General features: G+C 65.1%; 23 protein-coding genes. 14 read left to right on the top strand and 9 right to left on the bottom strand.

Going from position 1 to position 24,721, the window contains the following annotated elements:
• Positions 1-33: 33 nt before the first annotated feature.
• The 4 genes from E3374_RS08640 to nirK all read right to left on the bottom strand — a co-directional run bounded on the left by E3374_RS08640 (position 34) and on the right by nirK (position 3,577).
• Positions 34-720: a PHP domain-containing protein gene (locus E3374_RS08640; protein ID WP_136688682.1), complete on the bottom strand. Its 687-nt coding sequence runs from the start codon at positions 718-720 to the stop codon at positions 34-36.
• Positions 721-832: 112 nt separating this feature from the next.
• Positions 833-1,990 (bottom strand): TIGR04347 family pseudo-SAM/SPASM protein, encoded by a 1,158-nt coding sequence (locus E3374_RS08645; protein ID WP_136688683.1) that lies wholly within the window; start codon positions 1,988-1,990, stop codon positions 833-835.
• The gene (locus E3374_RS08650) at positions 1,987-2,241 is read right to left on the bottom strand and encodes an Htur_1727 family rSAM-partnered candidate RiPP (RefSeq protein ID WP_136688684.1); all 255 of its coding nucleotides are present in this window, start codon (positions 2,239-2,241) and stop codon (positions 1,987-1,989) included. The genes E3374_RS08645 and E3374_RS08650 overlap by 4 nt, the downstream gene beginning before the upstream one ends.
• Before the next feature lie 220 nt (positions 2,242-2,461).
• Positions 2,462-3,577, bottom strand: a complete 1,116-nt coding sequence (gene nirK, locus E3374_RS08655; protein WP_211194935.1) for a copper-containing nitrite reductase — start codon at positions 3,575-3,577, stop codon at positions 2,462-2,464.
• A gap of 184 nt (positions 3,578-3,761) precedes the next feature.
• Here nirK and E3374_RS08660 point away from each other — a divergent pair, with 184 nt between their 5' ends.
• The 7 genes from E3374_RS08660 (at position 3,762) to E3374_RS08690 (ending at position 10,689) form a co-directional block, all read left to right on the top strand.
• Positions 3,762-4,139 carry a winged helix-turn-helix domain-containing protein gene (locus tag E3374_RS08660; RefSeq protein WP_136688685.1) on the top strand — a complete coding sequence of 126 codons (378 nt, stop codon included), beginning with the start codon at positions 3,762-3,764 and terminating at the stop codon, positions 4,137-4,139.
• On the top strand, positions 4,136-4,417 hold the full coding sequence (locus tag E3374_RS08665; protein WP_136688686.1) for a DUF7521 family protein: 282 nt from the start codon (positions 4,136-4,138) through the stop codon (positions 4,415-4,417). Before E3374_RS08660 ends, E3374_RS08665 begins: the two co-directional genes overlap by 4 nt.
• A 117-nt stretch (positions 4,418-4,534) precedes the next feature.
• Entirely contained in the window at positions 4,535-4,834 is a 300-nt protein-coding gene (locus E3374_RS08670) for a DUF7521 family protein (protein WP_136688687.1), read from the top strand.
• 96 nt (positions 4,835-4,930) lie between these two features.
• Positions 4,931-5,413, top strand: coding sequence for a halocyanin domain-containing protein (locus E3374_RS08675; protein ID WP_136688688.1), 483 nt, complete (start codon positions 4,931-4,933; stop codon positions 5,411-5,413).
• 419 nt (positions 5,414-5,832) lie between these two features.
• A complete protein-coding gene (locus E3374_RS08680) occupies positions 5,833-8,139 on the top strand; it encodes a methyl-accepting chemotaxis protein (RefSeq protein ID WP_169051812.1) in 2,307 nt (768 codons plus the stop codon).
• A gap of 67 nt (positions 8,140-8,206) precedes the next feature.
• A complete protein-coding gene (purL, locus tag E3374_RS08685) occupies positions 8,207-10,396 on the top strand; it encodes a phosphoribosylformylglycinamidine synthase subunit PurL (RefSeq protein ID WP_136688690.1) in 2,190 nt (729 codons plus the stop codon).
• Complete coding sequence (locus E3374_RS08690; RefSeq protein WP_248299428.1) at positions 10,393-10,689, top strand: helix-turn-helix domain-containing protein; 297 nt, start codon at positions 10,393-10,395, stop codon at positions 10,687-10,689. Before purL ends, E3374_RS08690 begins: the two co-directional genes overlap by 4 nt.
• 36 nt (positions 10,690-10,725) lie before the next feature.
• Here E3374_RS08690 and E3374_RS17155 read toward each other — a convergent pair whose 3' ends face one another.
• The 4 genes from E3374_RS17155 to E3374_RS08705 all read right to left on the bottom strand — a co-directional run bounded on the left by E3374_RS17155 (position 10,726) and on the right by E3374_RS08705 (position 15,935).
• On the bottom strand, positions 10,726-10,869 hold the full coding sequence (locus tag E3374_RS17155; RefSeq protein WP_169051813.1) for a hypothetical protein: 144 nt from the start codon (positions 10,867-10,869) through the stop codon (positions 10,726-10,728).
• A complete protein-coding gene (locus E3374_RS08695) occupies positions 10,870-12,135 on the bottom strand; it encodes a Coenzyme F420 hydrogenase/dehydrogenase, beta subunit C-terminal domain (RefSeq protein WP_136688691.1) in 1,266 nt (421 codons plus the stop codon).
• Positions 12,135-14,507, bottom strand: coding sequence for a rhodanese-like domain-containing protein (locus tag E3374_RS08700; protein WP_136688692.1), 2,373 nt, complete (start codon positions 14,505-14,507; stop codon positions 12,135-12,137). The genes E3374_RS08695 and E3374_RS08700 overlap by 1 nt, the downstream gene beginning before the upstream one ends.
• A gap of 462 nt (positions 14,508-14,969) precedes the next feature.
• Positions 14,970-15,935, bottom strand: coding sequence for a sensor histidine kinase (locus tag E3374_RS08705; RefSeq protein ID WP_136688693.1), 966 nt, complete (start codon positions 15,933-15,935; stop codon positions 14,970-14,972).
• Positions 15,936-16,137: 202 nt separating this feature from the next.
• On the opposite strand from E3374_RS08705, the gene E3374_RS08710 reads away from it, so the two are divergent.
• The 4 genes from E3374_RS08710 to E3374_RS08725 all read left to right on the top strand — a co-directional run bounded on the left by E3374_RS08710 (position 16,138) and on the right by E3374_RS08725 (position 18,701).
• Positions 16,138-16,428, top strand: a complete 291-nt coding sequence (locus E3374_RS08710; RefSeq protein WP_136688694.1) for a hypothetical protein — start codon at positions 16,138-16,140, stop codon at positions 16,426-16,428.
• 100 nt (positions 16,429-16,528) lie between these two features.
• Positions 16,529-17,866, top strand: a complete 1,338-nt coding sequence (locus tag E3374_RS08715; protein WP_136688695.1) for a heme-copper oxidase family protein — start codon at positions 16,529-16,531, stop codon at positions 17,864-17,866.
• A gap of 62 nt (positions 17,867-17,928) precedes the next feature.
• Positions 17,929-18,441, top strand: a complete 513-nt coding sequence (locus E3374_RS08720; protein WP_136688696.1) for a hypothetical protein — start codon at positions 17,929-17,931, stop codon at positions 18,439-18,441.
• Complete coding sequence (locus E3374_RS08725) at positions 18,438-18,701, top strand: DUF2249 domain-containing protein (RefSeq protein ID WP_136688697.1); 264 nt, start codon at positions 18,438-18,440, stop codon at positions 18,699-18,701. The genes E3374_RS08720 and E3374_RS08725 overlap by 4 nt, the downstream gene beginning before the upstream one ends.
• Positions 18,702-18,738: 37 nt before the next feature.
• Here the strand turns inward: E3374_RS08725 and lysW are convergent, their stop codons facing one another.
• Positions 18,739-18,903 (bottom strand): lysine biosynthesis protein LysW, encoded by a 165-nt coding sequence (gene lysW, locus E3374_RS08730; RefSeq protein ID WP_135663665.1) that lies wholly within the window; start codon positions 18,901-18,903, stop codon positions 18,739-18,741.
• A gap of 482 nt (positions 18,904-19,385) precedes the next feature.
• Here lysW and E3374_RS08735 point away from each other — a divergent pair, with 482 nt between their 5' ends.
• From E3374_RS08735 to nasA, 3 genes are all read left to right on the top strand, one after another.
• Positions 19,386-20,690: an MFS transporter gene (locus E3374_RS08735; RefSeq protein ID WP_345890590.1), complete on the top strand. Its 1,305-nt coding sequence runs from the start codon at positions 19,386-19,388 to the stop codon at positions 20,688-20,690.
• Between the two features lie 72 nt (positions 20,691-20,762).
• Entirely contained in the window at positions 20,763-22,577 is a 1,815-nt protein-coding gene (locus E3374_RS08740) for a nitrite/sulfite reductase (RefSeq protein WP_136688699.1), read from the top strand.
• Between the two features lie 33 nt (positions 22,578-22,610).
• A complete protein-coding gene (nasA, locus tag E3374_RS08745) occupies positions 22,611-24,692 on the top strand; it encodes an assimilatory nitrate reductase NasA (RefSeq protein WP_136688700.1) in 2,082 nt (693 codons plus the stop codon).
• Positions 24,693-24,721 lie beyond the last annotated feature (29 nt).

Genomic DNA, 24,721 nt, shown 5'->3' on the forward strand with positions numbered 1-24,721 from the left:
GCGTCGATTCGTCACTCGGACCACGAACCATTGTCACTCCAGAAACGAGGCGAGGCGATTGTGGATACGGCGTTTGGCTCCGCCGGCAGCCTGTCGGAAGCTGATATGCCAGGGTGTCCGTCGCCCGTCGGTTTGCGTTCGGCCGTCGACGATGGCCGAAAGAATGGAATCCACGGACCGCTCGTCGGCGTCGACCAGCGTGACGGCCCGCCCGACCATCTCGCTGATGTGGGCGTCGCTGCCGGCGGTCTGGGGGATACCGTGCTCGCGGGCGAACGTCCTGGCCTGGCGGTTGGCCATCCCAGTGAGCAGCCGGGAGTTGTACACCTCGATGGCGTCCGCCCGCGCCAGTTCGACCCGCGATATCTTCGCCATGACGCCGCTTCGGGATTCCTGAAATGGATGAGGAACAACGGCGATACCCCCCAGATCGTGAACGCGGTCGAGGGTTTCGCCGAAGGGCAGCCCCTCGGGGATCCGCTCCTCGACGCCGAGCGCGAGGACGTGACCGGCTGCGCTGGTCACTTCCATGCCGGGAATGCCGAGCAGGCCGTACTCCGGTGCGAGTTCTGCCGCCCGGAGGCTCGCGTCGATCTCGTCGTGGTCGGTCACCGCCAGGGCGTCGAGTCCGGCTGTCTTGGCCCGGGCGAGCAAATCCTCGACGGGATCGCGGCCGTCGTAGGACAGCGACGAGTGGGCGTGTAACTCGACGGAGAGCACGACTCCCGGTTGACCGGGCAGCACAAAAAGGCCCCCGGTCTCCGGCGATTCCCCCCGGAAGACCAACACGACGGTCCGGACAGGGTCGCCGCGACCGGGATCGCGTTCCCGCTCAGTCCGCCGAAGCCGGATCTTCGAGACCGATCTCCTCGTCGGTCAGGTAACACTGTGGGTCACGCGCCCAGAGGTCGCCCGTCGCTGCGAGCGCGCGGTGGCGCGAGCCGCCGCGACACATAGCGTAGTAATCGCAGTCCGGACACCGGTCGGGAACGTGATCCTCCCGATCGCGGAGTTTCCGCAGGATCGGGTTGGATTCGTCCTCCCAGATGGCGCTGAACGGGCGGTCCCGGACGTTTCCCAGCGCGTAGCGCTGCCAGTGGGGCGTGAGGTGGACGTTGCCCTGATAGTCGACGTCGGCGATCGCGTCGCCAGCCTGATCCCCGCCGATGTCCTCTAAGGTCTCCCGGACTGACGCGGCCCGTTCTTCGCCGAGTTCGTCCAGAGCGTACTGATAGACGTAGCCGGCGTCGGCGTAGTTACCCGAAAGCACTGTCTCGATTTCGTGACCGCGCTCGTGGGCGTCAAGCGTTAGCTCACAGACCCGCCGGACGGCCCGGCGACGGGCGTCGTGATCGACGTCGAGATCCATGACATCGTTGTCGTCGTATTCCAGGTGAGCGAACTCGAAGCGCTCGATGCCTTCGAGGGCCAGCATGTCGAGAACTTCCTCCATGTCGGCCGCGTTCGCGTCGGTGATGGTAAATCGGACCGCGACCGGCAGGTCCGCAGCCTGGGCAGCCTCAATGCCGGCGAGGGCGTCGTCGAACGCACCTTCCCGGCCCCAGATCTCGTCGTGGCGATCCGGGAGACCGTCGACAGCGACGGCGGCATAAGAGAGGCCGGCATCGGCGAGCGCCTCGCTCTTCTCTGCTGTCAGCAGCGTGCCGTTCGTTTCGATGACGGCCTCCAGTCCCAAATCGGTCGCATAGGCGATCAGTTCGGACAAGTCCTCACGCAAAAGAGGTTCCCCACCGGCAACCCGCAGGACTTCGACGCCGTAATCGGCCAGATCGTCGATGAATCCCTTTGCTTCGGCCGTCGTCAATTCGCCTTCGGCACGCCCCGGACCGGCCGCATCACGGTAGGCACACTCGAGGTTGTCTCCGCCGGTGACGTGCCAGACGACGGTCGCCCCGCGCGTCGATTCCTGAGGGATCGCGGTCGTTGCCTCGTCGTTCTCGGTCCCGAGGAGCGTGCTGACCGGGATCATGCCGTCTCACCCGGCCTCAGTGCCGGATCGGTGTATCGGGCCACCGCCTCCGCAGGGGTGAGCCACAGTGCGACAGGGTCCTCGAACAGCGTCGTGGCCTGTTCGTGTGCTGTCTCCCGATCGTCAGCTGTGACGCTGCCGACGTGTCTGAGCGGCTCCGCAGCCGACTCGCGGGCGAAGACTTCCCACTCGCGGGACTGTCGTCCGCGGGGCCGCTCAACCTTCTCGAACGTGTTCGCGTCGTCCGTCATTGCCCCACACTTCTCCGTAAACCTACAAACGATTCCCGCGAATTCTCAAGGATTGGGAACGGGTCGGGTCGGTCGACACGGCCGATAGGCGCCTTCTACCCCGGAAACAGGAGTGAAGGAACCAGCAATATATTCCGGTTGTTGGTGTATCCATCAGAATTATTTAACGATGTGGGTGGCGGAACACGACCGAGGTAAGTCAGTCGGAGTCGCGAGCAATTCACTCGTAATGGGGATCTTCGTGGTCGGTCCCGTCGAAGCCGGGGTCGAACGTGTCGGGTTGTTCCTCGCCGAGAACGTCGATCTCGGCCATGAGGCCCTTGCGGGCGACCCGCGAGAGTGCGTGATCGACCAGTTTCACGCGTTCGGGCACGGGGAACTTCATCGTGCCGACGAAACAACTGCCCGGCGGGACCGCCATCGTCTGGACGAACTCGTCGGGTCGGGAGGCGACCGCGCCGTTGGGCCAGGCCTCGCTCCAGACGTTGCCGATCGGGTGGAAGTTCGAGGTGAGGTTCGGCCCGCCGGTGACCATGTAGACGCGAGCGGTGTCCCCGACCTCGACCTCCAGGGGACCGTAGCGATCGGCGGCGTAGGCGTACTTCTCGCCGTTGAGCAGGACGTAAGAGGGGTTCTCGGCGGCCATCGACGCCATGTCGAAGGCGTGGTGGCCCTTCTGGCCGGTCGGCAGGTCGGTGTAGACGTCATGCTGGCCGAAGTAGAACTCGTGATCCACCTCGGGGAGGCCATCCTCAGGTTCGACGAGGATCAGTCCGAACATGCCAGCACTGATGTGGTAATCGAGGTTCGGCACGGCACAGTGATAGATGTACGCGCCCGGATACTCCGCCCGGAAGCGCATCTTGTTCTCCGCGCCCGGCGCGGCGTTGGTCGCGACCGAACCCCCGCCCGTGCCGTAGATCGCGTGGAAGTCCACGTTGTGAACCATGGCATTGTCGGGCAGGTTCTCCATCGTGAACTCGACGGTGTCACCGCGACGGACCCGATACATCGGCCCCGGGACCTGCCCACCGAAGGTCATGTAATCGAAGGTCACCCCGGGTTCGATCTCGGCGGTGACCTCCTCGACTTCGAGCGTGATCTCGTGAGTCGTGGGTTCGTCCCGATCGATCGGGTCAGGAACGTCGGTCGGATCGGCCGCCACGCTCTCGGCGTCGGTCTCGCGGGCGGGCCGGGGCGTCGTAGTCGTCTCTTCCGCTACCTCACCCGCGTCCGGCGCGGCCAGACAGCCAGCCACCGACGCCGCCCCGCCCGCACCGATCGCGCCGAGCAGTCGCCGCCGCGTCGTCGCCAGGATGCCGTCTGAATTAGGCATACCTAAAATCCTTGGCTACAGCCCGATCAATCGACTGGCGAACGTGTTCGGACGGGCGGCGGGGCCACGGGGGAAACCGAAACACAAATTCCACAGAAGCGCCCAGAGGGAGATATGCTTCCCTCGCGACGATCGTGTGAGACCGCCATCGCCGGATCCCCGAGACGGGGAGGGCCGGAATGAAATGGTCCGCGATCCGTTCGCCGCCGACGAGGCGCCCGATCTCCAGGACGTACTGGACGCGCTGGACGATCCGGAATGTCGGCGGATCGTCGAGGAACTGGACGAACCCATGACGGCGTCGGAGATCTCGGAGGCGAGCGACATCCCGCTCTCGACGACCTACCGGAAACTCGATCTGCTAACCGAGGCGTCGCTGCTGACCGAAGGCGTCGAGATCAGGCCTGACGGTCAGCACGCCTCGACGTACGAGGTGGCTTTCGAGGAGGTCATCATCGGCCTCTCGGAGGACCGCGAGTGTGAGGTCCAGATCGCCCGTCGGGCCCGGACAGCCGACGAACGCTTGGAGAACCTGTGGTCGGAGGTGCGCAAGGAAACATGAGTCCACACGTCTCGATAACGGTCATCGCACTGAAGACGCTCACCCTGCTGCTGGGTGGCTTGATCACGTTCCTGGCCTACCGGGCTTACCGGCGAACGCACTCGCAGTCGCTCGGTGCCCTCGCGCTCGGCTTTGCCATCGTGACGTTAGGTGCATTACTGGCGGGCATCAGCGATCTGATCGTGGAATTACCGATCCAACAGACACTGTTACTGGAGTCGACGTTGACAGCTGGTGGCTTCGCAGTCATCGTCTACTCGCTTTACACCGGCGATTGAACGTCTCCCTGGACCTCAGTTTTCGGCGGCGTCGGTTTTGTGATCGTTTCCCACGACGTGGAAATCCGCTGGCGATTATATCCCCACTGCATTCACACGTTCATACAGAACCAGAGAATGCAAAGCAGTGTCGTCATCGTCACCGCGGCCGAGATGATCGTCCTTGGCTGTACGGGTATCCTCGCGTATCTCGCCTTTCGGGCCTACCGGCGGACCGGCTCGCCCTCTCTGTGCACGCTCATGATCGGACTGGCGCTGGTCGCTCTGGGCTCCCTGCTCGGCGGTGCGCTCCACCAGTTCGGCGCGTTCAGCTTCGACGCGAGCGTCGGAATCGACAGTGCCTTCACCGCGCTGGGATTCGTGGTCGTCCTCTACGCGCTGTACGCCGACAACGCCCGCGAGGGTTTTTCACCCTGATCGCTTGCGGTTCCGCGTGGGGAACAGCGACGTCTGCCGACGACCGGAGCGTCCCATCCCGACGCGGTTTTCAGCGACGAGTCCCGACTCCCCACTATGGAACGCAGACGGCAGTTCCTCTCTACGCTCGGGGCCGGCCTCGCAGTAGGCTCTCTGGCCGGCTGTTCGAGCGGTTCGAGCACCGAAACCGAGAGTCAATATCCCGAATATACGGACATCCCGGCGTCGGTCGAGGAGTACCTCTCGAATACGAGTAACTTCGACGGCACGGGCGTCGACCGGACCGACGCCGACGAGGTCTCCGTCACGGTCGGCGCGCAGGGCAACGGCGCCAACTACGCCTTCGATCCCGCCGTCGCCGCGGTCAGTCAGGGGACGACCGTCGTCTGGGAGTGGAACGGCCGCGGCGGCGCTCACAACGTCGTCTCGAAGGACGACCGTGATCCGCTGGACAGCGGTACTGCGATCACCAGCAGTAGCGAGACCTACGAGCACACCTTCGAAGAACCGGGCGCCTACCTCTACGTCTGTATCCCCCACCGCATCAACGGGATGAAAGGTGCGATCATCGTCGAGTGAAACACGACCGGGGCTCGTCGCTGCGCCAGTTGCAATAGAAGAGCATGAAGAGCCGCGACTACCGGATGCCGAGCAGTGACTGCCCCCCGATTCCGTTCGGGAAACGGAGCCGAATTTTGCCGAGGGCGGATCACAGGACCGATCCGTGGGTTCAAGTGCGTCGATTCCCGCTTAGGGACGCCCTCGTCGTTATATTATCCGCCACGGATCTGGGCCCCAATAGCGATATGCGATTCCGGAACTGTCCTTTCAAGTTCGATAATTACGTCCCTATGTTTTTATAGGGATGTGCGAAATCCCGAGCAGGTTCAGACGGATTTGAATTAGTCGGGTAATCAAACATAATGATCGAACAATTCTTACCGGATTTTGTACGGACGAGTTATACGAGAAAGATCGCGCTTGTCGCCGTGCTCGTGATGCTCCTCGTTGGAGGGATCGGGTTCTCGACGCAAGCAAGCGTTTCGGAGCGAGTCACCGATCAGCAGCGTGCGACAGTAGAAACCAACGCTCAGCTGGAGGCGAAGGCACTCGGCCAGTGGATACAGGGACAGAAAGATCAGGTCCGTGTCCTCTCGAACCATCGGGGGATCGATGCGGACGCGCCGGAGGCGACCCAGGAGACGTTGCGGGCGGAACTCGAGCGGATGTCCTCGGCGACAGTCGCGTTGCACTACGTCGAGCGGGACAGCGAGCGCATCGTCGCGAGCACGAACGGATCGCTCGCCGGCGCCTCGCTCAACGCGACGAACATCTGGTGGAATCCGAACGTCGGGTTCGCCTTCGAGAACACCAGCGACGTGATCGAGTCATATGTTTATAAAGATGGTAGCGGGTCGTCCGTCGCGCTCGCTTCGTCCACGCCGGACGGCGAACACGCCGTCATCGCCGTAATCCGGACAAACGTCCACGCAAAACAGTTCAGTAGCTCGATCCGGGATACGAACACAGTCGTCATCGGCGCGACGACCGGAATGGTCCTTTTCGACGAAAACACCTCGAATCTGCTGACATCCTACGGCGGGGAGACGAATACGACGCTGGAAAAGCGCGCAGTCGGTGCGGAGGACTCGGTCAACGGAACGCTCCTGACTGACGCGAATGTCGTGGGGTACGCGGCGGTGCCCAATGCGGACTGGATCGTCGTGAAGGAGGCACCCAAATCGGCGGCACTCGCTGTCCGGAACGCCGTCCAGACCGACATCGTCTTCCTCATCGCGGCAGCCCTTGCCGGCCTCGTCGTGATCGGGGCGATGATACGATACGGCCCGATGCGATCGCTCAATCGACTCGCAACACAGGCGAGCGCGATCGCTAACGGTGACCTCTCCGTCGAGATAGAGCGGGGCGACCGCATCGACGAAGTGGGACAGGTGCGGGCCGCGTTCGTCGAGACGAAGGCCTATCTGGACGGAATCGCCAGGAAGGCCGAGGCGCTGTCAGATCAGCAGTTCGATGACCCAGTCTTCGAGGAGGAAACCCCGGGAAAGCTCGGGGACGCCCTCGAGAGGATGCGGACTGATCTCCGGAACTATGTCGAAGAGGTCGAGCAGGCCCGCGAGGAGGCCGAACAGTCCCGGCGGGAAGCCGAGCAGTTGGCCACGGCGCTCGCCTCACAGGCTGAGGAGATCGGGAACGCGGTCGAGACGGCTGCAAACGGCGACCTCACCGAACGGATCGACGCGGAAACCGAAGCGGACGCGATGGCGGAGATCGCGGCGGAGTTCAATCGCCTGCTCGAGGACCTCGAATCGACGTTTCGCCGCATCCGAACGTTCGCGAACGATGTCGACGAATCCAGCGCCGGGATCGAGACGAGCGCCGCCGAGATCACGGAGGCAAGCGAGGACGTGAGTACGTCGGTCCAGCGGATTTCCGAGCGCGCGACCGAACAGAACGACACGATCCAGCAGGTCGTCGACGAGATGACGTCCCTTTCGGCGACCATCGAGGAGATCGCTTCCTCGTCCGAGGCGGTCGCCACTCAGTCGGCGGAGGCGGTCGATGCCGGCGAGGAGGGCGTCGAACTCGCCGAGCGGACGATCGAGGAGATGGACGCGATCGAAACCCAATCCAGTGCCGTCATCGAGGAGGTCGAGGCACTGGAGTCGGAAGTCGTCGAGATCAGCGAGATCGTCGCGCTGATCAACGAAATCGCCGAGCAGACCAATATGCTGGCGCTGAACGCCTCCATCGAGGCTGCACGGGCGGGCGAGGCCGGCGAGGGGTTCGCCGTCGTCGCCGACGAGATCAAGAGCCTCGCCGCCGAGACGGAGTCGGCGACCCGGGAGATCGAGGAGTTGATCGAGGGCGTCCAGGACACGACAGCCGTCGCGGTCGAGGATGTCCGGGAGATGGACGGCCACATCACGGACGGACGGGACTCGGTCCGGACGACAGTCGAGCGGTTCGAACGGATCGTCGAGCAGATCGAGGACGCCAACGATGGAGTGCAATCGATCAACGACGCGACCGACGAACAGGCCGCCTCCACCGAAGAGGTCGTGAGCATGGTCGAGGAGGTCGGCGGATCGAGCCAGGAAACAGTCGAGATCGCGGAGAACGTCTCGGCGGCGGCCCAACAGCAGGCCTCGGCGATCACCGAAATCGCGAATCGGATCCGGAATCTCTCCCAGGAATCTGCCCAGCTCCGGGAGTACATCGAACAGTTCGAACTACAGGACGACGATGGGACGGACACGACCGGCACCGATCCGGTGTCGTAGCCGGGCGCCGACAGCAGTCACGCGCGCATAGTAAGCGATAAGCAGCCCGGGCGGCGAGGACTCGCCAATGGCCCTATCGGACTCGGACCGCGCGGTCGTCATCGAGGAACTCGGCCGCGATCCCACGCCCCCGGAGGCGGCATTGTTCGAGAACCTCTGGAGCGAGCACTGTTCGTATCGCTCTTCGCGCCCGCTTCTGGGCGCCTTCGAGAGCGACGGCGAACACGTCGTCGTCCCGCCGGGCGACGACGCCGGTGTCGTCTCCCTCCCCGAGGCCGAAGATACCTACCTCGCGATGGGCATCGAGAGTCACAACCACCCCTCTTACGTCGACCCCTACGACGGCGCGGCGACGGGGGTCGGCGGCATCGTCCGGGACATCCTCTCGATGGGCGCGTTCCCGATCGCGCTGGCGGACTCGCTTTACTTCGGTGACTTCGACCGGGAGTATCCCCGGTACCTGCTGGAGGGCGTCGTCGAGGGTATCTCGGATTACGGCAACTCCATCGGCGTTCCCACGGTGGCGGGTTCGACCACCTTTCACGAGGATTACGAGGAGAACCCGCTGGTGAACGTGGCCTGTGTCGGCCTGCTGTCGGCCGATCGACTCGTCACTGCCGAGGCCCAGGAGGCAGAGAACAAACTCGTCCTCGTCGGGAGTTCGACCGGTCGGGACGGCCTGGGTGGGGCCTCCTTCGCCAGCGAGGACATCGCGGAAGACGCCGAGACCGAAGACCGTGGCGCCGTCCAGGTCGGCAACCCTTACCGCGAGAAGCTACTCATCGAGGCCAACGAGCAGTTGATCGTGGAAGATCTCGTCGAGTCCGCCCGGGATCTCGGTGCGGCCGGCCTGGGCGGGGCCTCCAGCGAACTCGTCGCCAAGGGCGGGTTCGGCGCCGAGATCGACCTCGACGCGATCCACCAGCGCGAGCCCGGCCTGAATGCGACGGAGCTCCTGTTGTCGGAATCCCAGGAGCGGATCGTCTACGAGGTTCGCGAGGAAAACGTCGAACGCGTGCAGGAGATCGCAGAACGGTACGACCTCGGGTCGGCAGTCATCGGCGAGGTAACTCCCGGTGGCCGGTACGTCTGCACCAAGGACGGCGAAGTCGTCGTCGACGTCCCCGCCGAGTTCGTCGGCGAGGGCGCGCCGCTTGCGGACCTGACGGCCGAGGAACCCACCCAGCCCGAACCCGATCGCCCCGAGATCGATCTCGAAGTAGCCTTCGAAACGGTCGTCGGCCATCCCAACACCGCGAGCAAGCGCTGGGTCTACCGCCAGTACGACCACGAAGTCCAGGTCCGGACCGCGGTCCCGCCGGGTGACGACGCCGCCCTGCTTGCGATCCGGGAGGCGCGCGCGGACCGGAGGTCCGCGGAACGGTCGAGCGGTGATAGCCGCGAGACGGGGCTGGCGATCTCGGCCGGCGCGGAACCGACCTGGACGGAGACAGCTCCCTACGAGGGAGCGCGAGCAGCAGGGCTAGAAAACGCGACCAACATCGCGGCCAAGGGCGCTACCCCGCTCGCCGCTGTCGACTGCCTGAACGCCGGTAATCCGGAGAAGCCCGACGTCTACGGCGAGTTCAAGGGCATCGTGGATGGGCTGGCCGACGTCTGTGCCGACCTCTCGGTCCCGGTCGTCGGCGGGAACGTCTCGCTTTACAACGACTCCGCGACGGGGCCGATCCCCCCGACGCCGACACTGGCGATGGTCGGCACCAAGGACGGCTACGACGCCCCGCCGCTGTCGCTGTCGGGCGAAGGGACACTCGTACTCGTCGGCGATCTGGCACTGGCCGGTGACAGCGAGCCGCGACTCGGCGGCTCGCAACTCCTCGCCAGCGAGGGCGGGACCGACCGATTCCCCGAACTCCCCGACGATCCCGCCGGGCTGATCGAGACGCTGGCTGACGTCGCCGATTTCGAGGAGACCCTGGCCGTCCACGACGTGAGTCACGGCGGTCTGGCGGTCGCCCTCGCCGAGATGGTCCACGACGAGGTGGGAGCGGACGTCTCGATCGACGTCACCGACCCCACGGGCGCACTCTACCACGAGCAGCCTGGTCGAGCCGTCATCGAGACGGCCGAACCGGACGCCGTCCGGGACGCCTTCGACGGCGTTGCACCGGTCGTCTCGATCGGCAAAGCCGACGGATCGGGGACGCTCTCGCTGTCGATCGGCGACGACACGCTGACATACGACGCCGGGACGATCGCCGATCTGCACGCCGTGATCGGCGAGGAACTGGAGTGAGAGTCTACCGTATTCGTGACGCCTACCGAGCGCTACGATCGGTTGCTGGACCTATCGCCCAGCGCCAAACTCGTCTAGAAGGTACTGGAACTAGAGTTACCGCTGACACCGGCGGCGATCGCCGAGAAATCCCGCTTCCCGAGCGGACAGTCAGACGCGCACTTTCGATCCTCACCGAGGCACGCCTCGTCGAGGAACGCGTCAACTTCCGGGACGCCAGTCGCCGCCGCTACGCCCCGCGGCCGGTCGCCGACCCGGCTGGGGATGAAGCGGTCAACGTGGGCTGGGGATGAGGCGGTCAACGTGGGATGGTGACTTCCGAGAGGTGTTCAGTCTTCCTCACGTTCTTCCGAGAGGTGTTCCCACACCTCGGCACAGCCACACCCGTCTTCGACGCTGTCGAGGTGGTCATCGGGCCGTTCGTCGTCCGTTTCGTCGTACTCCGTCGTCGATTGTCCGTCTGTGTCAGTCATTCAGCACCACTCCTCGTACTGGTGGACGCGTGCAGGATTGAACGCGACCGGCGCCCGATCAGTCCCGTCGTAGGCCTCACGGTGTTCGGCATACGGAATCCACAGGTCGCCTTCCGGATCGTACTCGCGAGCCATCGCCTCACGGGCGCGGTCGGCGTTCCACTCGGCGAGCTGTTCGACCGGTGTCAGATCCGCAAGCGGTCGGGCATCGAGCGTGGGTTCGGCACGGTCGAAGGCCGTCCGCCCGCGATCGGTCCGGACCAGCAGCGTCGACTCACCCTGCCGGCTCCCGACAGTCCCGACAGTGATATCGGCCGTCTGTCCGGTTGCGTCGGCACACTCCAGACAGCCCTCGAGTATCGCACCCTCGAAGTCCGAAAGCGGCGCGCGCTCCTCGCCGCCGTTTGCCAGGTCGATCCGGATCCCTTGTCCGACGAGGTCCAGACCCGTCACGTCCGCGGGATCGAGGTCGTACTCCCGGGCGAGGACGTGTTCGAGGCCCTCGTCGTCCAGGGCCTGCGTGCAAGTGAGCGCCACCGTCAGGTCGACGTGATCGAGGGGGCGCGGTTCGTCGAAGCGTGATTCGCGGTAGGGGCTCCGATCGAGCGCGGTGACGCCCTCGATCACACAGGGTGTGCCCACCAGCGCCAGGTCGGGATCGGCCGGCAGGTCGGCGTCGGCGATCAGATCCCCCAGCTCGGCGAGTTGCAGGGGCTGGGTGAACAGCGTGCCCGCCCCCGCGCGGACCTCGGCAGGTGTGGTCGCCAGCTTCGGCGTGGCGAGACCGGTACCGTCCGCGGCCTCATCGGCGACGACCGCGGCGTCGATGCTGCCCGGTGCTTCGAGGAGTGCTGCCAGCAGTGCGGTCACGACCCCGCCGTGCTGGGCGTCGGGAACGTCCTCGGCGGCGCTCGCGGCGTAGGCGTCCTCGACGTGGCCGATCCCCTCGGTGACGTCTTCCGGGTCGGCGCCCTCGAGTGTGGGCAGGCGCTCGTAACGCAGACCCGCCCGCGGACAGGTGTCCCAGCAGCGCGAACAGCCGGTACACATCTTCACCAGCGTCGGCCGCCGGTCGCTGTCGGCGATCCCAATGGAATCGGAGGGACAGGCCGCCACGCAGGCCCCACACTGGACACAGCGGTCGGCCTCGATGACCGCCTCGTCGAGGTGGCGAAAGCGGACCTTCCCGTCCGGCGGCGATACGTCGGTCGTCGGTTCCCGCGGATCGTCGCCCACGGCGGGGGTGCGGGGCTGTCGTTGTGCCATCAGTCTGACCCTCCCGGTTGCACTGCAGTTGCTGTCTCGGCCTCGGCTGGCGCGAGCACGTCTACCAGTCGGTCCTCGGAGACCCGGCGGCAGAACTCGTAGAGTCGCTCGTCGTTGCGACCCTCGCGTTCGAAAAGCTCGGCCAGGCGTTCGATCGCGGCCGGCACCGCCCCGATCGGGACGCGTGGCGCGACCCAGGTGGCGAACTGCGGGTCGGTATCGAGTTTCCCACCGACGGCGATGTCGGCGGCACTCTCGACCCCGGCATCGGTCTGGCGAGTCTCCCCACGGATCCCGATATCGTCGATCTGTGGCTGGGCACAGGAGGCCGTACAGCCACTGAAACGTAGTCCAACGCGGTCCTGCTCGATCTCGACGCGCTCGTCCAACTCGGCCGCCCAGCGCTTCGCGCGGGCTTTCGTCTCGACGAGAGCGTAGTTACAGAACTCCCGGCCGGTACAGGTAACGACGCCGCGCGTGAACGGCCCGGGATCGGGCGAGTAAGCTTCGAGGATTGGTTCCGCCCGCAAGTCAGTGAGATCGGCGTCAGTTACGTCGGTCAGCAGGAGATTCTGCTGGGTGGTCAGCCGGATCTCGCCGCTTCCGTAGTCCTCCGCGAGGTCGGCGATCGCCCGGAAGTCCGTCCCGTCGATCCGACCGACCGGGATCGAGAGGCCGACGTAGTTGGTCCCGTCGGCCTGGTCGTGGACGCCGACGTGATCTGGGTGGTGATGTGTCACAAGGTCCTCGCCTGCCGACTCGAACTCGAAGGGGGCACAATGCTGGAGTTCCGCGCGGAACTGCTCGGCACCCCACTCCTCGACGAGGAAGCGCAGGCGGTTGACCGCGGTGTCGAGGTAGCTCCCGTGTTCGATGAACAGATCGGCCGTCGCACGTACCACGTCGACGACCTGCTCGGGTTCGACGAACACGTCGAGGTCGCTGGCAATCCGCGGACTGTCCGAGAGCCCGCCGCCAGCAGCGAGATTGAAGCCAAGGCGGTCGTCCTTCCGGGCGGGGGTAAAGGCGAGGTCGTTGATCTCGGGTTGAGCACAGGCTCCGGCACAGCCGTTGACACTGACTTTCAGTTTCCGGGGCAGGTTGGCGTACCGGCGATCGGCCAGGAACGCCTCAGTGATCGCCTCGGCAACCGGCCGGGCGTCCAGCACCTCGTCGGCGGCGACGCCCGCCGCGGGACAGGAGACGACGTTACGCACGGAGTTGCCACCGGTCTGGAACGTCGAGACGCCGGCCGGATCCAGCAGGCCCCAGATCTCGGGGACGTCTTCCATCTTGATCCAGTGGAACTGGACGTCCTGGCGGGTGGTCACGTCGAGATAGCCATCGCCGAACGGTGACCGCTCGGGGTCGCGATCGTCGGGCAAGGTGGCGTACTCCTCGGCGACAGTTCCCAGCGCACGGGCCGCCTCGGCGGTCAGGATACCACCGGGGATCTTTGTCCGGAACATGAAGTACCCGCCCTGCTTTTGCTCGTAGAGGCCGACCAGTTTGAGCTTCGCAGCGGCGTCCTCCCCGAGAGCTTCTTTGACTGCCTCGGGTCCCTCACTGGCGTGTTCGCGGACGCGACGCTTGATCTCGGTCGGATCCCAGTCGTCGGTCTCGGTACGGATCCAGTCCTCCAGGCTCCCCTCGTAGAAACGGACGTTCTCGAAGCCGAGATCGGCCAGCACGGCGAAGACGTAGCTCAGTCGCCGTGCCGTGTTACAGTAGAGGACGATCGGGCGATCCGGTTCGAGGCCGTGTTCGACGAGTAGCGATTCGATCTCCTCGTCGGGACGCCGTCGTCCGGTCTCTCCGTCGACGAAGACCCCCCAGTCGATCTGGACGGCCCCCGGGATGTGAGCCTGCTCGTACTCCGGTTCCGTCCGCGTGTCGATCACGGCGGCGTTGCTCTCGACGGCTGCCTCGACGTCCTCGCGATCGGCAACCAGCTCGTCATCGAGATCGCCCGACTCGTATTCGACCGGGGTTACGTCGGGGAGGTCGGTCGTGACCTCGTGATCCCGCTCGTAGACGCTGTAGTCACCATCCAGCAGGTAGAGGTCGCCCTCGTGGCCGAACGCGGCGAGCGTCGCCAGAAAGCGCGCTGCGTAGACGCCTCGATCGTCGTCGTAGGCGATCACCGGGTCCTCGGGACCGATACCGGCGTCGCCGAGCCACGCCGCCAGGTCCTCGGGGGCGGGCAACATTCCCCGTGCGATCCCGGTCGGGTCCCGGAAGTGATCGACAGGAACGTTGACCGCACCGGGGACGTGACCGAGACCGGTGTAGGCCGAAGCATCGCGTACGTCGACGATCGCCGCGTCACGATCGCCGAGTTCGCTCGGCGGAAGGAACTCGATTAGATCCATGTGTGAGTATCCGCCATTCAGGCACCGTCCCCCATAACGCGCGCTCTCGTTCCATCTCTTGCCGCACTCAATGACAAAACAAACGTGGATATATCTTCTCAGAATGTTGGATATAGCTCTGAAAGCAAGAAAATATTCGATTTATCCATTTCAGACGGAGTGATAACGATAGTCCGATGGGGTAGTCCGACGGGATAGGGGAATTTGTGATGAGTGGGTACCCCTCTTACTGGGGGCCATTACAAGCAATAGCCGACAGCGATCACTCGCCGTAACGCCATCGATAGTTCGTTATGGATTTGGGACCACCGACAGACCTTCGACAAGCGGCGTCGAAATAGGCGGAAATTATTGCTGCTTCCTTGGAGTGCGGGAGCAGACTCACAACCGGGACGAGACGGGGTAGCGAGAGCACAAACAATCGTCGACACGATCCCAGTCCGTCACAGAAACGGGATCGGATCAGTCCGCATCGGCGGTCGGCACGAGGATACGGACCGTGGTCCCATCTGCGTCGACGTCGAAGGACAGTGAGCCACCGACATCGGTCACGGTCCAGTGGACGAACCACAGTCCCAGCCCGCTGAGATGGGCGAGTTGATCGCGTTCGTCGGACTCGATGATCCGTCTGACGTCCTCGGGGATGCCCGGGCCGTCGTCCGCGATCTCGATGAGAGTCATGCCCCGCGGGGCGTCGATAGTCGAGACCCTGATCGAGACCGTGGGCGTATCGCTGTTGGCGTGGACCATGGCGTTGGTGAGCAGTTCTTCTAGTGCTGCCGAGAGCATGTGATTGGCTGCGACAGGGACGACGTCCGGGACGTCAACCGTCAGGTCCACCGCGTCGGTCAGTTCGTCGTGCCGATCGGCGATCATCGGGACGATCCGGGCGAGGTCGAAAGTCTCGACGGACTGACTCTCGCTCAGACGCCTGATCTGACCGGCCCGTTCGATGTAGGAGACGATCGCTTCGGCCTTGCGGGTGATCGTCCCGCAAGTGTCGGCGAGGTCGTCGTTCTCCAGGGTGGCTTCGACGTACTCGGCGTGACCCTCGATGACGTTGAGATCGTTCCGGAGATTGTGACGCAACACCCGGTGGAGGACGTGCAACTCCTCGTTGCGTCGTTGTAGTCGCTCGTTCGTCCGTCGGTGTTGTCGACGACTCGCGACGCTGATGGCGAAGATGAACCCGGCGGTGACCAGCACTTCCAGACCGCCTTTCGCTGCCTGGACCTGGCTTTGGAGTGGCTCACTGAAGGTACGGGCGAAGACGACGTCCGAGACGTACAGTCCGACGAACCCGAAGAGAAGGTACACCGCGGCGATGCGCCCGGGAGTCAGTTCCCACCGCGACAGCGGGTCAATGAGACTGCTCAGGATACCTCCCTCGGGCCGGGCGCTATTCGCCCGCGAGACGTACTGGTCCATGTGTCATCCTAATATTCACAAATATAAATGAACTATGGGAATGTAGTGGATTGCCGGTTTTCGACTTCGAGACGTCGGGTATCGCCACCGCATGAGATAAGTTAACAGTAAGAACCGCGCCTGTCGACCGAACGCGGGAATCGGCTGTCTCGACCGGGGACTGACCCACAGGTTGAGGTGAACTCAGGCCCAAACTCACCTGATGCTCCGAACGCTTCGCCGCCTTGGCTACGGCTGGATCGCCCTACAGGGACTGCTCGCCGCTGCACTGCCGAAACAGGTCGTCGGACTCTCGACGAAACTCTCGCTGTCTGGCTTCGAGAACGCCGACGAACTCGATCCGAAACCCTGGTACCTCACCGCGGTGCGGGCCACAGGTGTCGGACTGATCGCCGCAGGCCTGACGGGACTGTTGCTGGAAAGTCGCGACGACAACGAGAACGAGGAACCGTCCGTCGCCATCGACGCTCCCGAATCCGACGAGGACGCCTGACTATCGTACCTGCAGATATTTGCCTACTTGCCCCCACGCCGCCCGGCGGGCGAACATGTTCGGCGACGATGGCAGGGGCAGAACGATCGAACGCCCACGCATGCGAACGCTCACGCAGGAAGTCGACACGGACCGGGGACCACCCTTGGCGGTAACACTCCAACACGTTCTCCTCGCGGTGGCGCTGGCGCTGGCCGGGCAGTTACTCGCGGCCGCAACCGTCGGGAACCCGATCGGTCTCTCGGGGATCGCGGTCTCGCATCTCTTTCTGGCCGGGTTCGTTGGGATAACGATCATGGGTGCGATGACGCAGTTCGTCCCCGTCTGGTCGGGGGTTGCCTTACACTCCCAGCGATTGGCCGCCCTCGAGGCGTGGTTGGTCGCCGCGGGGCTGGCTGGGTTCGTCGCCTCGATGGTCGCCGCCGAACTGACACTGTTGCACGTCGCCGGGACGCTACTGGTCGCGGGCATCTGGGTGTTCGTCTACAACGTCGCCCGAACGTTGTGGCAGGCGCGGCCGCTGGACGTCACCGAGGCGCACTTCGTGATCGCGCTGGCCGCCTTCCTCGTGCTGACGGTCCTCGGGTACCTGCTCTCGCTGGATTTCACCCAGCCGCTGTTCACGGGCGTCTCGGTCACGCGGCCCGCGGTCGCGAGTGCTCACGCCACCGTCGCGGTCTTCGGCGCGTTCGTGACGACGGTCTTCGGCGCGCTCTACCAGCTCGGCGAGATGTTCACCCAGGCCGACGACGACCGCCTCGATGTCGTGATCCAGCGCGTCGAACTTCTCGCCTACCCCGTCGGGGTCCTCGCCCTTGCCACGGGTCGTCTCCTCGGACACGCCACGACGGCACGGGTCGGCGTCGTTCTCGTGACTGGTGCGGTCGCGCTGGTCGGCGTCTACCTCGCTCGAAAGCTCTACCGCATGCGGACCGAACTCTCGACGGTTCTGGTCAGGTACGCCGTCGTCGCGGTCGCGATGGTCGCCTGGGCGGCGGTGACGCTGCCGGCCTGGCTGGCCGAGCCCGCGAACCGATTGACGGTGCTGGGGACGGTCGCCAGCGAGCCGATCCTGCTGGTCGGCGTCTTCGGGTTTGTGGTCGTCGGCACGCTGTATCACATCGTCCCCTTCCTCGTCTGGCTCGAAACCTACAGCGATCGCATCGGCTACGAGTCCGTCCCGATGGTCGAGGATCTCTACGACACTCGTCTCGCCCGTGTGGACCTCCTCCTGCTGTTCGCGGGGACACTGCTGGGTGCCGTCGCAGGTGCGATCGAAGTCCCTGCCGCGGTCGAACTCGCTGGACCAATCGCTGTTGGGCTTGGCCTCGCCGTCGTCGCCGTGAACCTCGGGTTGGTCGTCGCCCGTCACGGCCCGCTCTCTCCCCGCGGACTCCTGATCCCGCCCCTCTCGACCGAACGATCTGAGGACGCTTGACGGGATCGCTGTCGAACATATTCGGGAAAAGTGCTGGGGGGACGAGACCAGTACGATAGGGTATGCAACGGCTCGGATCCACCGGCGACACGTTCGACGACGAGGGGACGTTCGTGCTCGAACACCTGCCCGAACCGGGGGCGTTTCTCGACGGTCACGACGTGCTGACCGACGAGGACCACACCGAGTTCCACGCGACGACGTGGGAGATTTTCGAGGAGCGGGGCGTTTACGATATGACCTTCGGGTACAACCTGGCGAAACTGAACCTCGATACGCGCCATCCGAACGCCGGGTTCCGCTACGCCGAAGACGCCGACGAGGAAGGCGTGCTCCGGGCAGAGTTCACCCCGACCACGGAGTTCTGTCCGGCGGGTAATTCCCTCGCAATTGGGGCGTTCCGCGCCTGGAACGGCCTTCCCGAGCGTCACGAGTACGACCTCGTCCGGGTCCGGGTCGCCGAGATGCACAACGAGAGTGCCTCGCTGAACGACGACCTCCGGCAACTGGAGCAAATTCTCGAGGAAGACGGCGAGGTTCCCGGACCGGACGCCCTGCGGGAGGGATCGGCGTGAGTTCCAGGGATCCCGTCGCCGCGAGCGAGGCACCCGCCGATCGCTCGCAGGTAGAACTCGACGTTCGGACCCTCGGACCGCCCAAACCCCTCAAGGAAACGCTGGAAGCGACCGCCGATCTCGCGGACGACGAGGTACTCGTCCAGTACAACGACAGGAAACCCCAGCACCTCTACCCGAAACTCGAGGATCGCGGCCTGACCTACGACACCGTCGAGACCGACGACGCGACGGTGACGGTGATCTGGCGCGAGAGTTGAGGCTACGCAGCTGTTTTTCCGGAGGAATCCCGCGGCGTTATTCGCCCCAGTCCTCTTCGAGTTCGGGGGCGGGTTCGAGGGTCGCCGGATCGACGGCGACGACCTCCAGTTCCGCGCCACAGGTTGCACAATCGACGATCTCTCCGACTTCGACGTTGTCATGCAGGGAGACCTCCGCCCCGCACTCCGGACAGTCACTCATACGCGTGGAGGGATGCTCGCCGGTGACTTTAAGGGCGTGATTCGTCTCGCAGACGCCGCGACGAAATATGAACGCTCACTGAGACGATCGTGCGCCAGACTCTTCCACTGAGACGATCGTGCGCCAGACTCTTCCACCGAGACGAACGTGTTCCTGACGGCCGATATTCCGGTCCGTAAACCGAACGTGTTCCGTTATATCCCCTTATATTGGGGGTTACTAAAGGAGGGATCGGGCATGTCCCTAGAGTGTTTGCCGATAACGGATATAAGTGTCCGATTGATCGACAGACACAAATGGTAGTTGACGATATCGTACCAGAGTGGTTTCGGGTGGACAATGGTAAATAAATCGAGCCCGTATTCGACCGTTCGTCAAGTGAGGAGTGGGAGGGGCGGCACCGACGCGGCGAGGATAGCTGAGCGGGGAGAAACGAACGACGCCGGTTTGTCGGGGAAGGTGTCGGGATGGGCCTGATCAGGATGACCAAGTGGCGGACGTTGCTCCTCGCCACGATCGGATTCAACTTCTCGTTCCTGATCTGGTTCTCGTTTGCCCCCTTCACGGGCCCGATGGCCGAGGAATTCGGGCTCTCGACGGCCGAGATAGGGATCCTGGCGAGTGCGGCGATCTGGCTGGCCCCGTTCGGACGGATCCTGACGGGGTGGCTCTCGGACAAGTTCGGCGCGCCGACGGTGTTCGCGATCGTGCTGGGATACGTCGGCGTGTTCTCGATGGCCTCGGCGTTCGCTCAGAGCTACACCGTCTTCTTCGTCGAACGGCTGATCGTCGCGACAGCGGGGATCACCTTCGTCATCGGGATCCAGCACGTCTCGGAGTGGTTCGAGGAGGAGAACCTGGGGATGGCCGAGGGGATCTACGCCGGGATCGGCAACGCCGGGGCGGCCGCCGGCGCGTTGATCCTGCCGACACTGTTCTACGCGGGCTGGAGCGGCCCGATCTTCGAGACGCGCTGGCGGGCAGCCTTCTTCTACACGGGGGTCGTCGCCATCGTCCTCGGGATCGCCTACTACCTGCTGGGCGAGGCCGCAAAGAGCGAGGAGAAACGCCAGGCAACGGCCGACCAGGCCAGTTTCGAAGACTGGATTCACACCGCCACGCGCTACGGGACAGTCGTGCTCGCGCTGGCGTACGTGATGACCTTCGGCCTCGAACTGTCGATGAACGGCTGGCTGGCGACCTACTACCGCGAGGGCTTCAACACCCAGAACCTCGCGCTGGCGAGTTACTTCGCGGCGACGTTCTCGGTCGCGGCCGGGCTGTTGCGGCCGATCGGCGGCTACGTCAGCGACGTCCTCGCCCGCAAGGAAAAGAACATCATCCCGTTCTTTGCGGGGCGATACCGCGAGCAGTGGACGTTCGTCACGCTCTCGTTCGTCGTCGTGACGATGGTCGGGATGACGCTCGCGGGCCTCTCGGGCGAAGTCCTGATCGCGGTCGGGACCGGCTTCATGGTCGGGATGGCCTGTGCGTTTGCTGAGGGATCGATCTTCGCGCAGGTCCCGGCGATGTTCCCCAACAGTTCGGGGGCGGTTGCGGGGGTCGTCGGCGGCGTCGGGACCGTCGGCGGGATCGTCTACCCGCTGGTTTACTCCTCGACGGCAATGCCGAACCTCCACATGGGCTACACCGTGGTCGCCGCGTCGATGGTGCCCATCGTCGCGCTGACGGCCTGGGTGTTCCAGCCGAAGATCGCCCGCGTGGCCGATCAGGCCGGGTTCCTCCAGAGGGGCGACCCACCGACAGCGGCGGGTGGTGACGACTAATGACGGGCACTGTCTGGACTCGCGGCGTATCGGACGACGGACCGAATGACTGCAACCGGAGGATGTGATACAATGACACATAAGAAGGAAGACTGGAAAGCGGAGATGTACGGCGACGAAGTGCGCGCAAAGATCGAGGAGTTCGCCAAGAAGGGCTGGGATTCCATCCCCGAGGAGGAACGCGAGCAGTGGTTCTCGCGGTTCAAGTTCTGGGGCGTGTTCCACCATCGGGGCGGCCAGGAGAGCTACTTCATGATGCGGTTGACCAACTGCGGGGGCGTTCTCGAACCCGGCCAGTTGCGGGCCATCGGCGAGGTAGCCCGTGAGTACGCCACCGGTCCCGTCGAGAACCCCGAGTTCGGCAACGGCTGGATCGACTTCACGACCCGTCAGTCCATCCAACTGCACTGGCTCAAACTCGAGGACATCCCCGAGATCTGGGAGAAACTCGAGGCCGTCGGCGTCTCCTCGCGGTCGGCCGGCGGGGACACGATGCGCAACATCTCGGGCTGTCCGGTCGCCGGCAAGGCCGAGGAGTACGTCAAGAGCCGCGAACTGCTCGACGAAATCCAGGACGGCATTCGGGGTGACAACGCCCTGGCGAACATGCCCCGGAAGTTCAACATCTCGGTGACGGGCTGTCGGCAGGGGTGTGCCCAGGATGCGATCAACGACGTCGGCCTCGAAGCGGCCCACACCATCGTCGATGGGGAGGAACTCAAGGGCTTCAACGTCCGCGCGGGCGGCGGCCTCGGCGGCCGCGAGCCCCGCAAGGCTCGCTCGCTGGACATGTTCGTCCGGCCCGAGCAAGCCTACGAGACCGTCCGGGAGTTCGTCGAACTCTACCACGAGGAGGGTAACCGGGAGAACCGTTCGAAGAACCGCGGCCGGTTCTTTGTCGACGAGTGGGGCACTGAGAAAATACGGGAGGAAATGGTCGAGCGCCTCTCCTTCGATCCCGAACCCGCCGGGACGGACTTCCGCGGCGAGTACACGTACAACGCTGGCAAGCCCATCGAACGGGGCGCTCACGACCACGTCGGCGTCTACGACCAGAAAGACGGGACGAACTACGTCGGCCTCTCCGTGCCGGTGGGACGGATGCCCGCCGAAGACGCGATCGAACTCGCCGACCTGGCCGACGCCTACGGGAGCGGCGAGATCAGGCTCTCCCGCCGACAGAACCCCCTGCTCATGGACGTGCCCGACGGCAACCTCGCGAACCTGCTCAACGAACCCCTGCTCTCAGAATACCGGCCCGAGCCCAACCCCTTCGAGCGGGGCGCGATGGCCTGTACCGGCACGGAGTTCTGCTCGCTGGCGCTGACCGAGACCAAGGCCCGGATGGCTCGCATGCTGCGCTGGCTCGGCGCGAACACCGACCTCCCCGACGACGTCCAGCGGATCAAGATCCACTACTCGGGCTGTACGGCCGACTGCGGCCAGGCGATGACCGCCGACATCGGCCTCCAGGGGATGCGCGCCCGAAAGGACGACGAAATGGTCGAGGCCTTAGATGTCGGCGTCGGGGGCGGGATCGGCGAGGACCCCAGCTTCATCGAGTGGGTTCAACAGCGGGTCCCAGCCGACGAGGTCCCGGGGATGATCAGAAACCTCGTCGAGGCGTATGCAGCACTCCGGGAAGAGAGCGGTGCCCGCGGCGGGCACCGAAACGGAGACGGCGAAGCCGTCGGTGGCCAGACCTTCCGGGAGTGGGTCGACGCCACCGGCCACGAGGCTATCGTCGACCTCGCGGAACCCGAGGAAGTCTCCGGCTACGAGGACCCCTGCCTACACGACGCCAAGCAGTCCTGGTACCCCTTCGACTCCGAACCCAGTCCCGCGCCGACCGACGCCGACGGGACGCCGATCGAGATGGGTGACTGAGATGGCCGAAACACTCGTCGAGGGGGGCGGGCTGTGAGCGAGTGGGTCTCCTCGACCTGCATGCGCTGTGCCGTCGGCTGTGGCCACGTCCAGATGGGCGTCGACGAGGGGTACGGTCTCGACACCGTCCGCGGGGACTCCGCACACCCGGTCAACCAGGGACTGGCCTGCGGGCGCGGGATCAGCGAGACGGCTGAACCCGAGGGCGACTGGCTGACCCAGCCGGTGATCCGCCGGGACGGCAAGCTCGAGGCCACTACCTGGGACATCGCCATCGGCCGGATCGTCGCCGAGTTCCGGGATCGACTCGACGACCCGGACCGCATCGCTGTGTTGGGCAGCGGCCAGCAGACCAACGAGGCCGCCTACGCGCTGGGAAAACTCGCCCGCGGCGGCATCGGCACACAGTATTACGATGCAAACACGACGCTGTGTATGGCCTCGGCCGTCACCGCCTACTACGACGCCTTCGGCAGCGACGCCCCGCCGCCGACCTACGACGACATCCCCGACGCCGAAACACACCTCGTCTGGGGAGCCAACCCCCGCGTGGCTCACCCAGTCATGTTCCGGTGGCTCGCCGACAGCGCCGATGACGAGGGGTGCGACATGATAGTCGTCGATCCCGTCCACAGCGAGACCGCCGAGGCCGCCGACGGCCACGTCGCACCCGACCCCGGCGGCGACCTCGACCTCGCGCGCGCTGTCCTCGCGCGACTCCTCGGGACCGGCAACGTCGACCGGGCTTTCGTCGAAGAAGCGACCACTGGCTTCGAAGAACTGGTCGAAGGGCTGCCCGATTCCGAGGCGGCCGCCGACCGGGCGGGCGTCGACATGGAAGCGGTCGATCGGCTGGTCGACCTGCTCGAATCGGACACGCTGATCTACTGGGGAATGGGCGTCAACCAGTCAGTCCAGGGGACCGACACCGCGGGCGCGCTGATCGACCTCTGTCTGGCCACGGGAAACATGGGGTCAGGGACCGGCCCGTTCTCGCTGACCGGCCAGGCCAACTCCATGGGCACGCGGGTCTGCTCCTCGAAAGGCACCTGGCCCGGTCACCGCGCGTTCGACGACCCACACCACCGGCAAGTCGTCGCCGACGCTTGGGACGTTCCCCAGGATCGGTTACCCGAGGAGACCGGGCCCGGCCCGGTCGAGATCATCGAAGCCATCGAGGACGGACCGGTCGACGCGGTCTACGCCGTGGCGACCAACCCGGCCGCCGGTGCGCCCGACGCCGAATTCGTCTCAAAGGCGCTGGACGATGCCTTCCTCGTCGTCCAGGACGCCTTCCGGACGGCGACCGTCGAGCACGCCGACGTGATCCTGCCGGCTGCAACCTGGGGCGAAAGCGAGGGCACGACGATGAACATGGAACGGCGGGTCTCCCGCGTGCGGGCGGCCTCGGACCTCCCGCCGGGCGTCCGGAGCGATCTGGACGTCATCGCGACGATCGGCAACGCCCTCCGGGACAATCTCTTCCCCGTTAGCGACCCCCAGGCTGTCTTCGAGGAGTTCACCGACCTGACTGCGGGCACCGCCGCCGACTGCTCGGGCATCTCCTACGATCGCCTCGCCGAGGAACTGGCGATCCGCTGGCCGGCACCCGACGAGACGAGCGACGCGGGCTATCGCTATCACGACGACGGCGAGTGGAAGTTCCCGACTCCGTCGGGTCGGGCCCGCTTCGCCGGCGGCACCGGTCGTGAGCAACCGGAGCCGCCCGACGAGGCGTACCCGCTGACGCTGACGACCGCCCGCGAGGCCGACGGCTACAACACGGGCGTCCGCTCGCGGTCGGCACCCGAGGAGCCCGACCTCCTTGTGGCCCGGGTCCACCCCGAGACCATCGAGACCCACTGCGCGGGCCCGGGCGGGACCGAGCGGGTGCGGGTTGCCTCCCGGCGCGGGACCGTAACCGCCGAGGTCGACGCCGACGAGGCGATCCCGCCGGGGATCGTCTGGCTGCCGATCCACCACCCGGCAGTCAACGAACTCACGATCCCGGCGACCGATCCCGATTCGGACGAACCCAACCTCAAGCAGTGTGCGGTCCGGCTGGCACCCGTCGAGACCGCCGCGGCGCTGGCCGAGAGCGGGCGGGCTGACTGACGCTGAACAAAACCGCGTGACTCACGCCG

It is taken from the genome of Halorhabdus amylolytica (genome assembly GCF_004944975.1).
Lineage (GTDB): Archaea > Halobacteriota > Halobacteria > Halobacteriales > Haloarculaceae > Halorhabdus > Halorhabdus amylolytica.

What these genes read in the sequence shown, in the direction of transcription:
- E3374_RS08645 (WP_136688683.1), bottom strand. Translation starts at nt 1,990, where the DNA reads ATGATCCCGGTCAGCACGCTCCTCGGGACCGAGAACGACGAGGCAACG.
- E3374_RS08650 (WP_136688684.1), bottom strand. Translation starts at nt 2,241, where the DNA reads ATGACGGACGACGCGAACACGTTCGAGAAGGTTGAGCGGCCCCGCGGA.
- nirK (WP_211194935.1), bottom strand. Translation starts at nt 3,577, where the DNA reads ATGCCTAATTCAGACGGCATCCTGGCGACGACGCGGCGGCGACTGCTC.
- E3374_RS08660 (WP_136688685.1), top strand. Translation starts at nt 3,762, where the DNA reads ATGGTCCGCGATCCGTTCGCCGCCGACGAGGCGCCCGATCTCCAGGAC.
- E3374_RS08665 (WP_136688686.1), top strand. Translation starts at nt 4,136, where the DNA reads ATGAGTCCACACGTCTCGATAACGGTCATCGCACTGAAGACGCTCACC.
- E3374_RS08670 (WP_136688687.1), top strand. Translation starts at nt 4,535, where the DNA reads ATGCAAAGCAGTGTCGTCATCGTCACCGCGGCCGAGATGATCGTCCTT.
- E3374_RS08675 (WP_136688688.1), top strand. Translation starts at nt 4,931, where the DNA reads ATGGAACGCAGACGGCAGTTCCTCTCTACGCTCGGGGCCGGCCTCGCA.
- E3374_RS08680 (WP_169051812.1), top strand. Translation starts at nt 5,833, where the DNA reads ATGCTCCTCGTTGGAGGGATCGGGTTCTCGACGCAAGCAAGCGTTTCG.
- purL (WP_136688690.1), top strand. Translation starts at nt 8,207, where the DNA reads ATGGCCCTATCGGACTCGGACCGCGCGGTCGTCATCGAGGAACTCGGC.
- E3374_RS17155 (WP_169051813.1), bottom strand. Translation starts at nt 10,869, where the DNA reads ATGACTGACACAGACGGACAATCGACGACGGAGTACGACGAAACGGAC.
- E3374_RS08695 (WP_136688691.1), bottom strand. Translation starts at nt 12,135, where the DNA reads ATGGCACAACGACAGCCCCGCACCCCCGCCGTGGGCGACGATCCGCGG.
- E3374_RS08700 (WP_136688692.1), bottom strand. Translation starts at nt 14,507, where the DNA reads ATGGATCTAATCGAGTTCCTTCCGCCGAGCGAACTCGGCGATCGTGAC.
- E3374_RS08705 (WP_136688693.1), bottom strand. Translation starts at nt 15,935, where the DNA reads ATGGACCAGTACGTCTCGCGGGCGAATAGCGCCCGGCCCGAGGGAGGT.
- E3374_RS08710 (WP_136688694.1), top strand. Translation starts at nt 16,138, where the DNA reads ATGCTCCGAACGCTTCGCCGCCTTGGCTACGGCTGGATCGCCCTACAG.
- E3374_RS08715 (WP_136688695.1), top strand. Translation starts at nt 16,529, where the DNA reads ATGCGAACGCTCACGCAGGAAGTCGACACGGACCGGGGACCACCCTTG.
- E3374_RS08720 (WP_136688696.1), top strand. Translation starts at nt 17,929, where the DNA reads ATGCAACGGCTCGGATCCACCGGCGACACGTTCGACGACGAGGGGACG.
- lysW (WP_135663665.1), bottom strand. Translation starts at nt 18,903, where the DNA reads ATGAGTGACTGTCCGGAGTGCGGGGCGGAGGTCTCCCTGCATGACAAC.
- E3374_RS08735 (WP_345890590.1), top strand. Translation starts at nt 19,386, where the DNA reads ATGACCAAGTGGCGGACGTTGCTCCTCGCCACGATCGGATTCAACTTC.
- E3374_RS08740 (WP_136688699.1), top strand. Translation starts at nt 20,763, where the DNA reads ATGACACATAAGAAGGAAGACTGGAAAGCGGAGATGTACGGCGACGAA.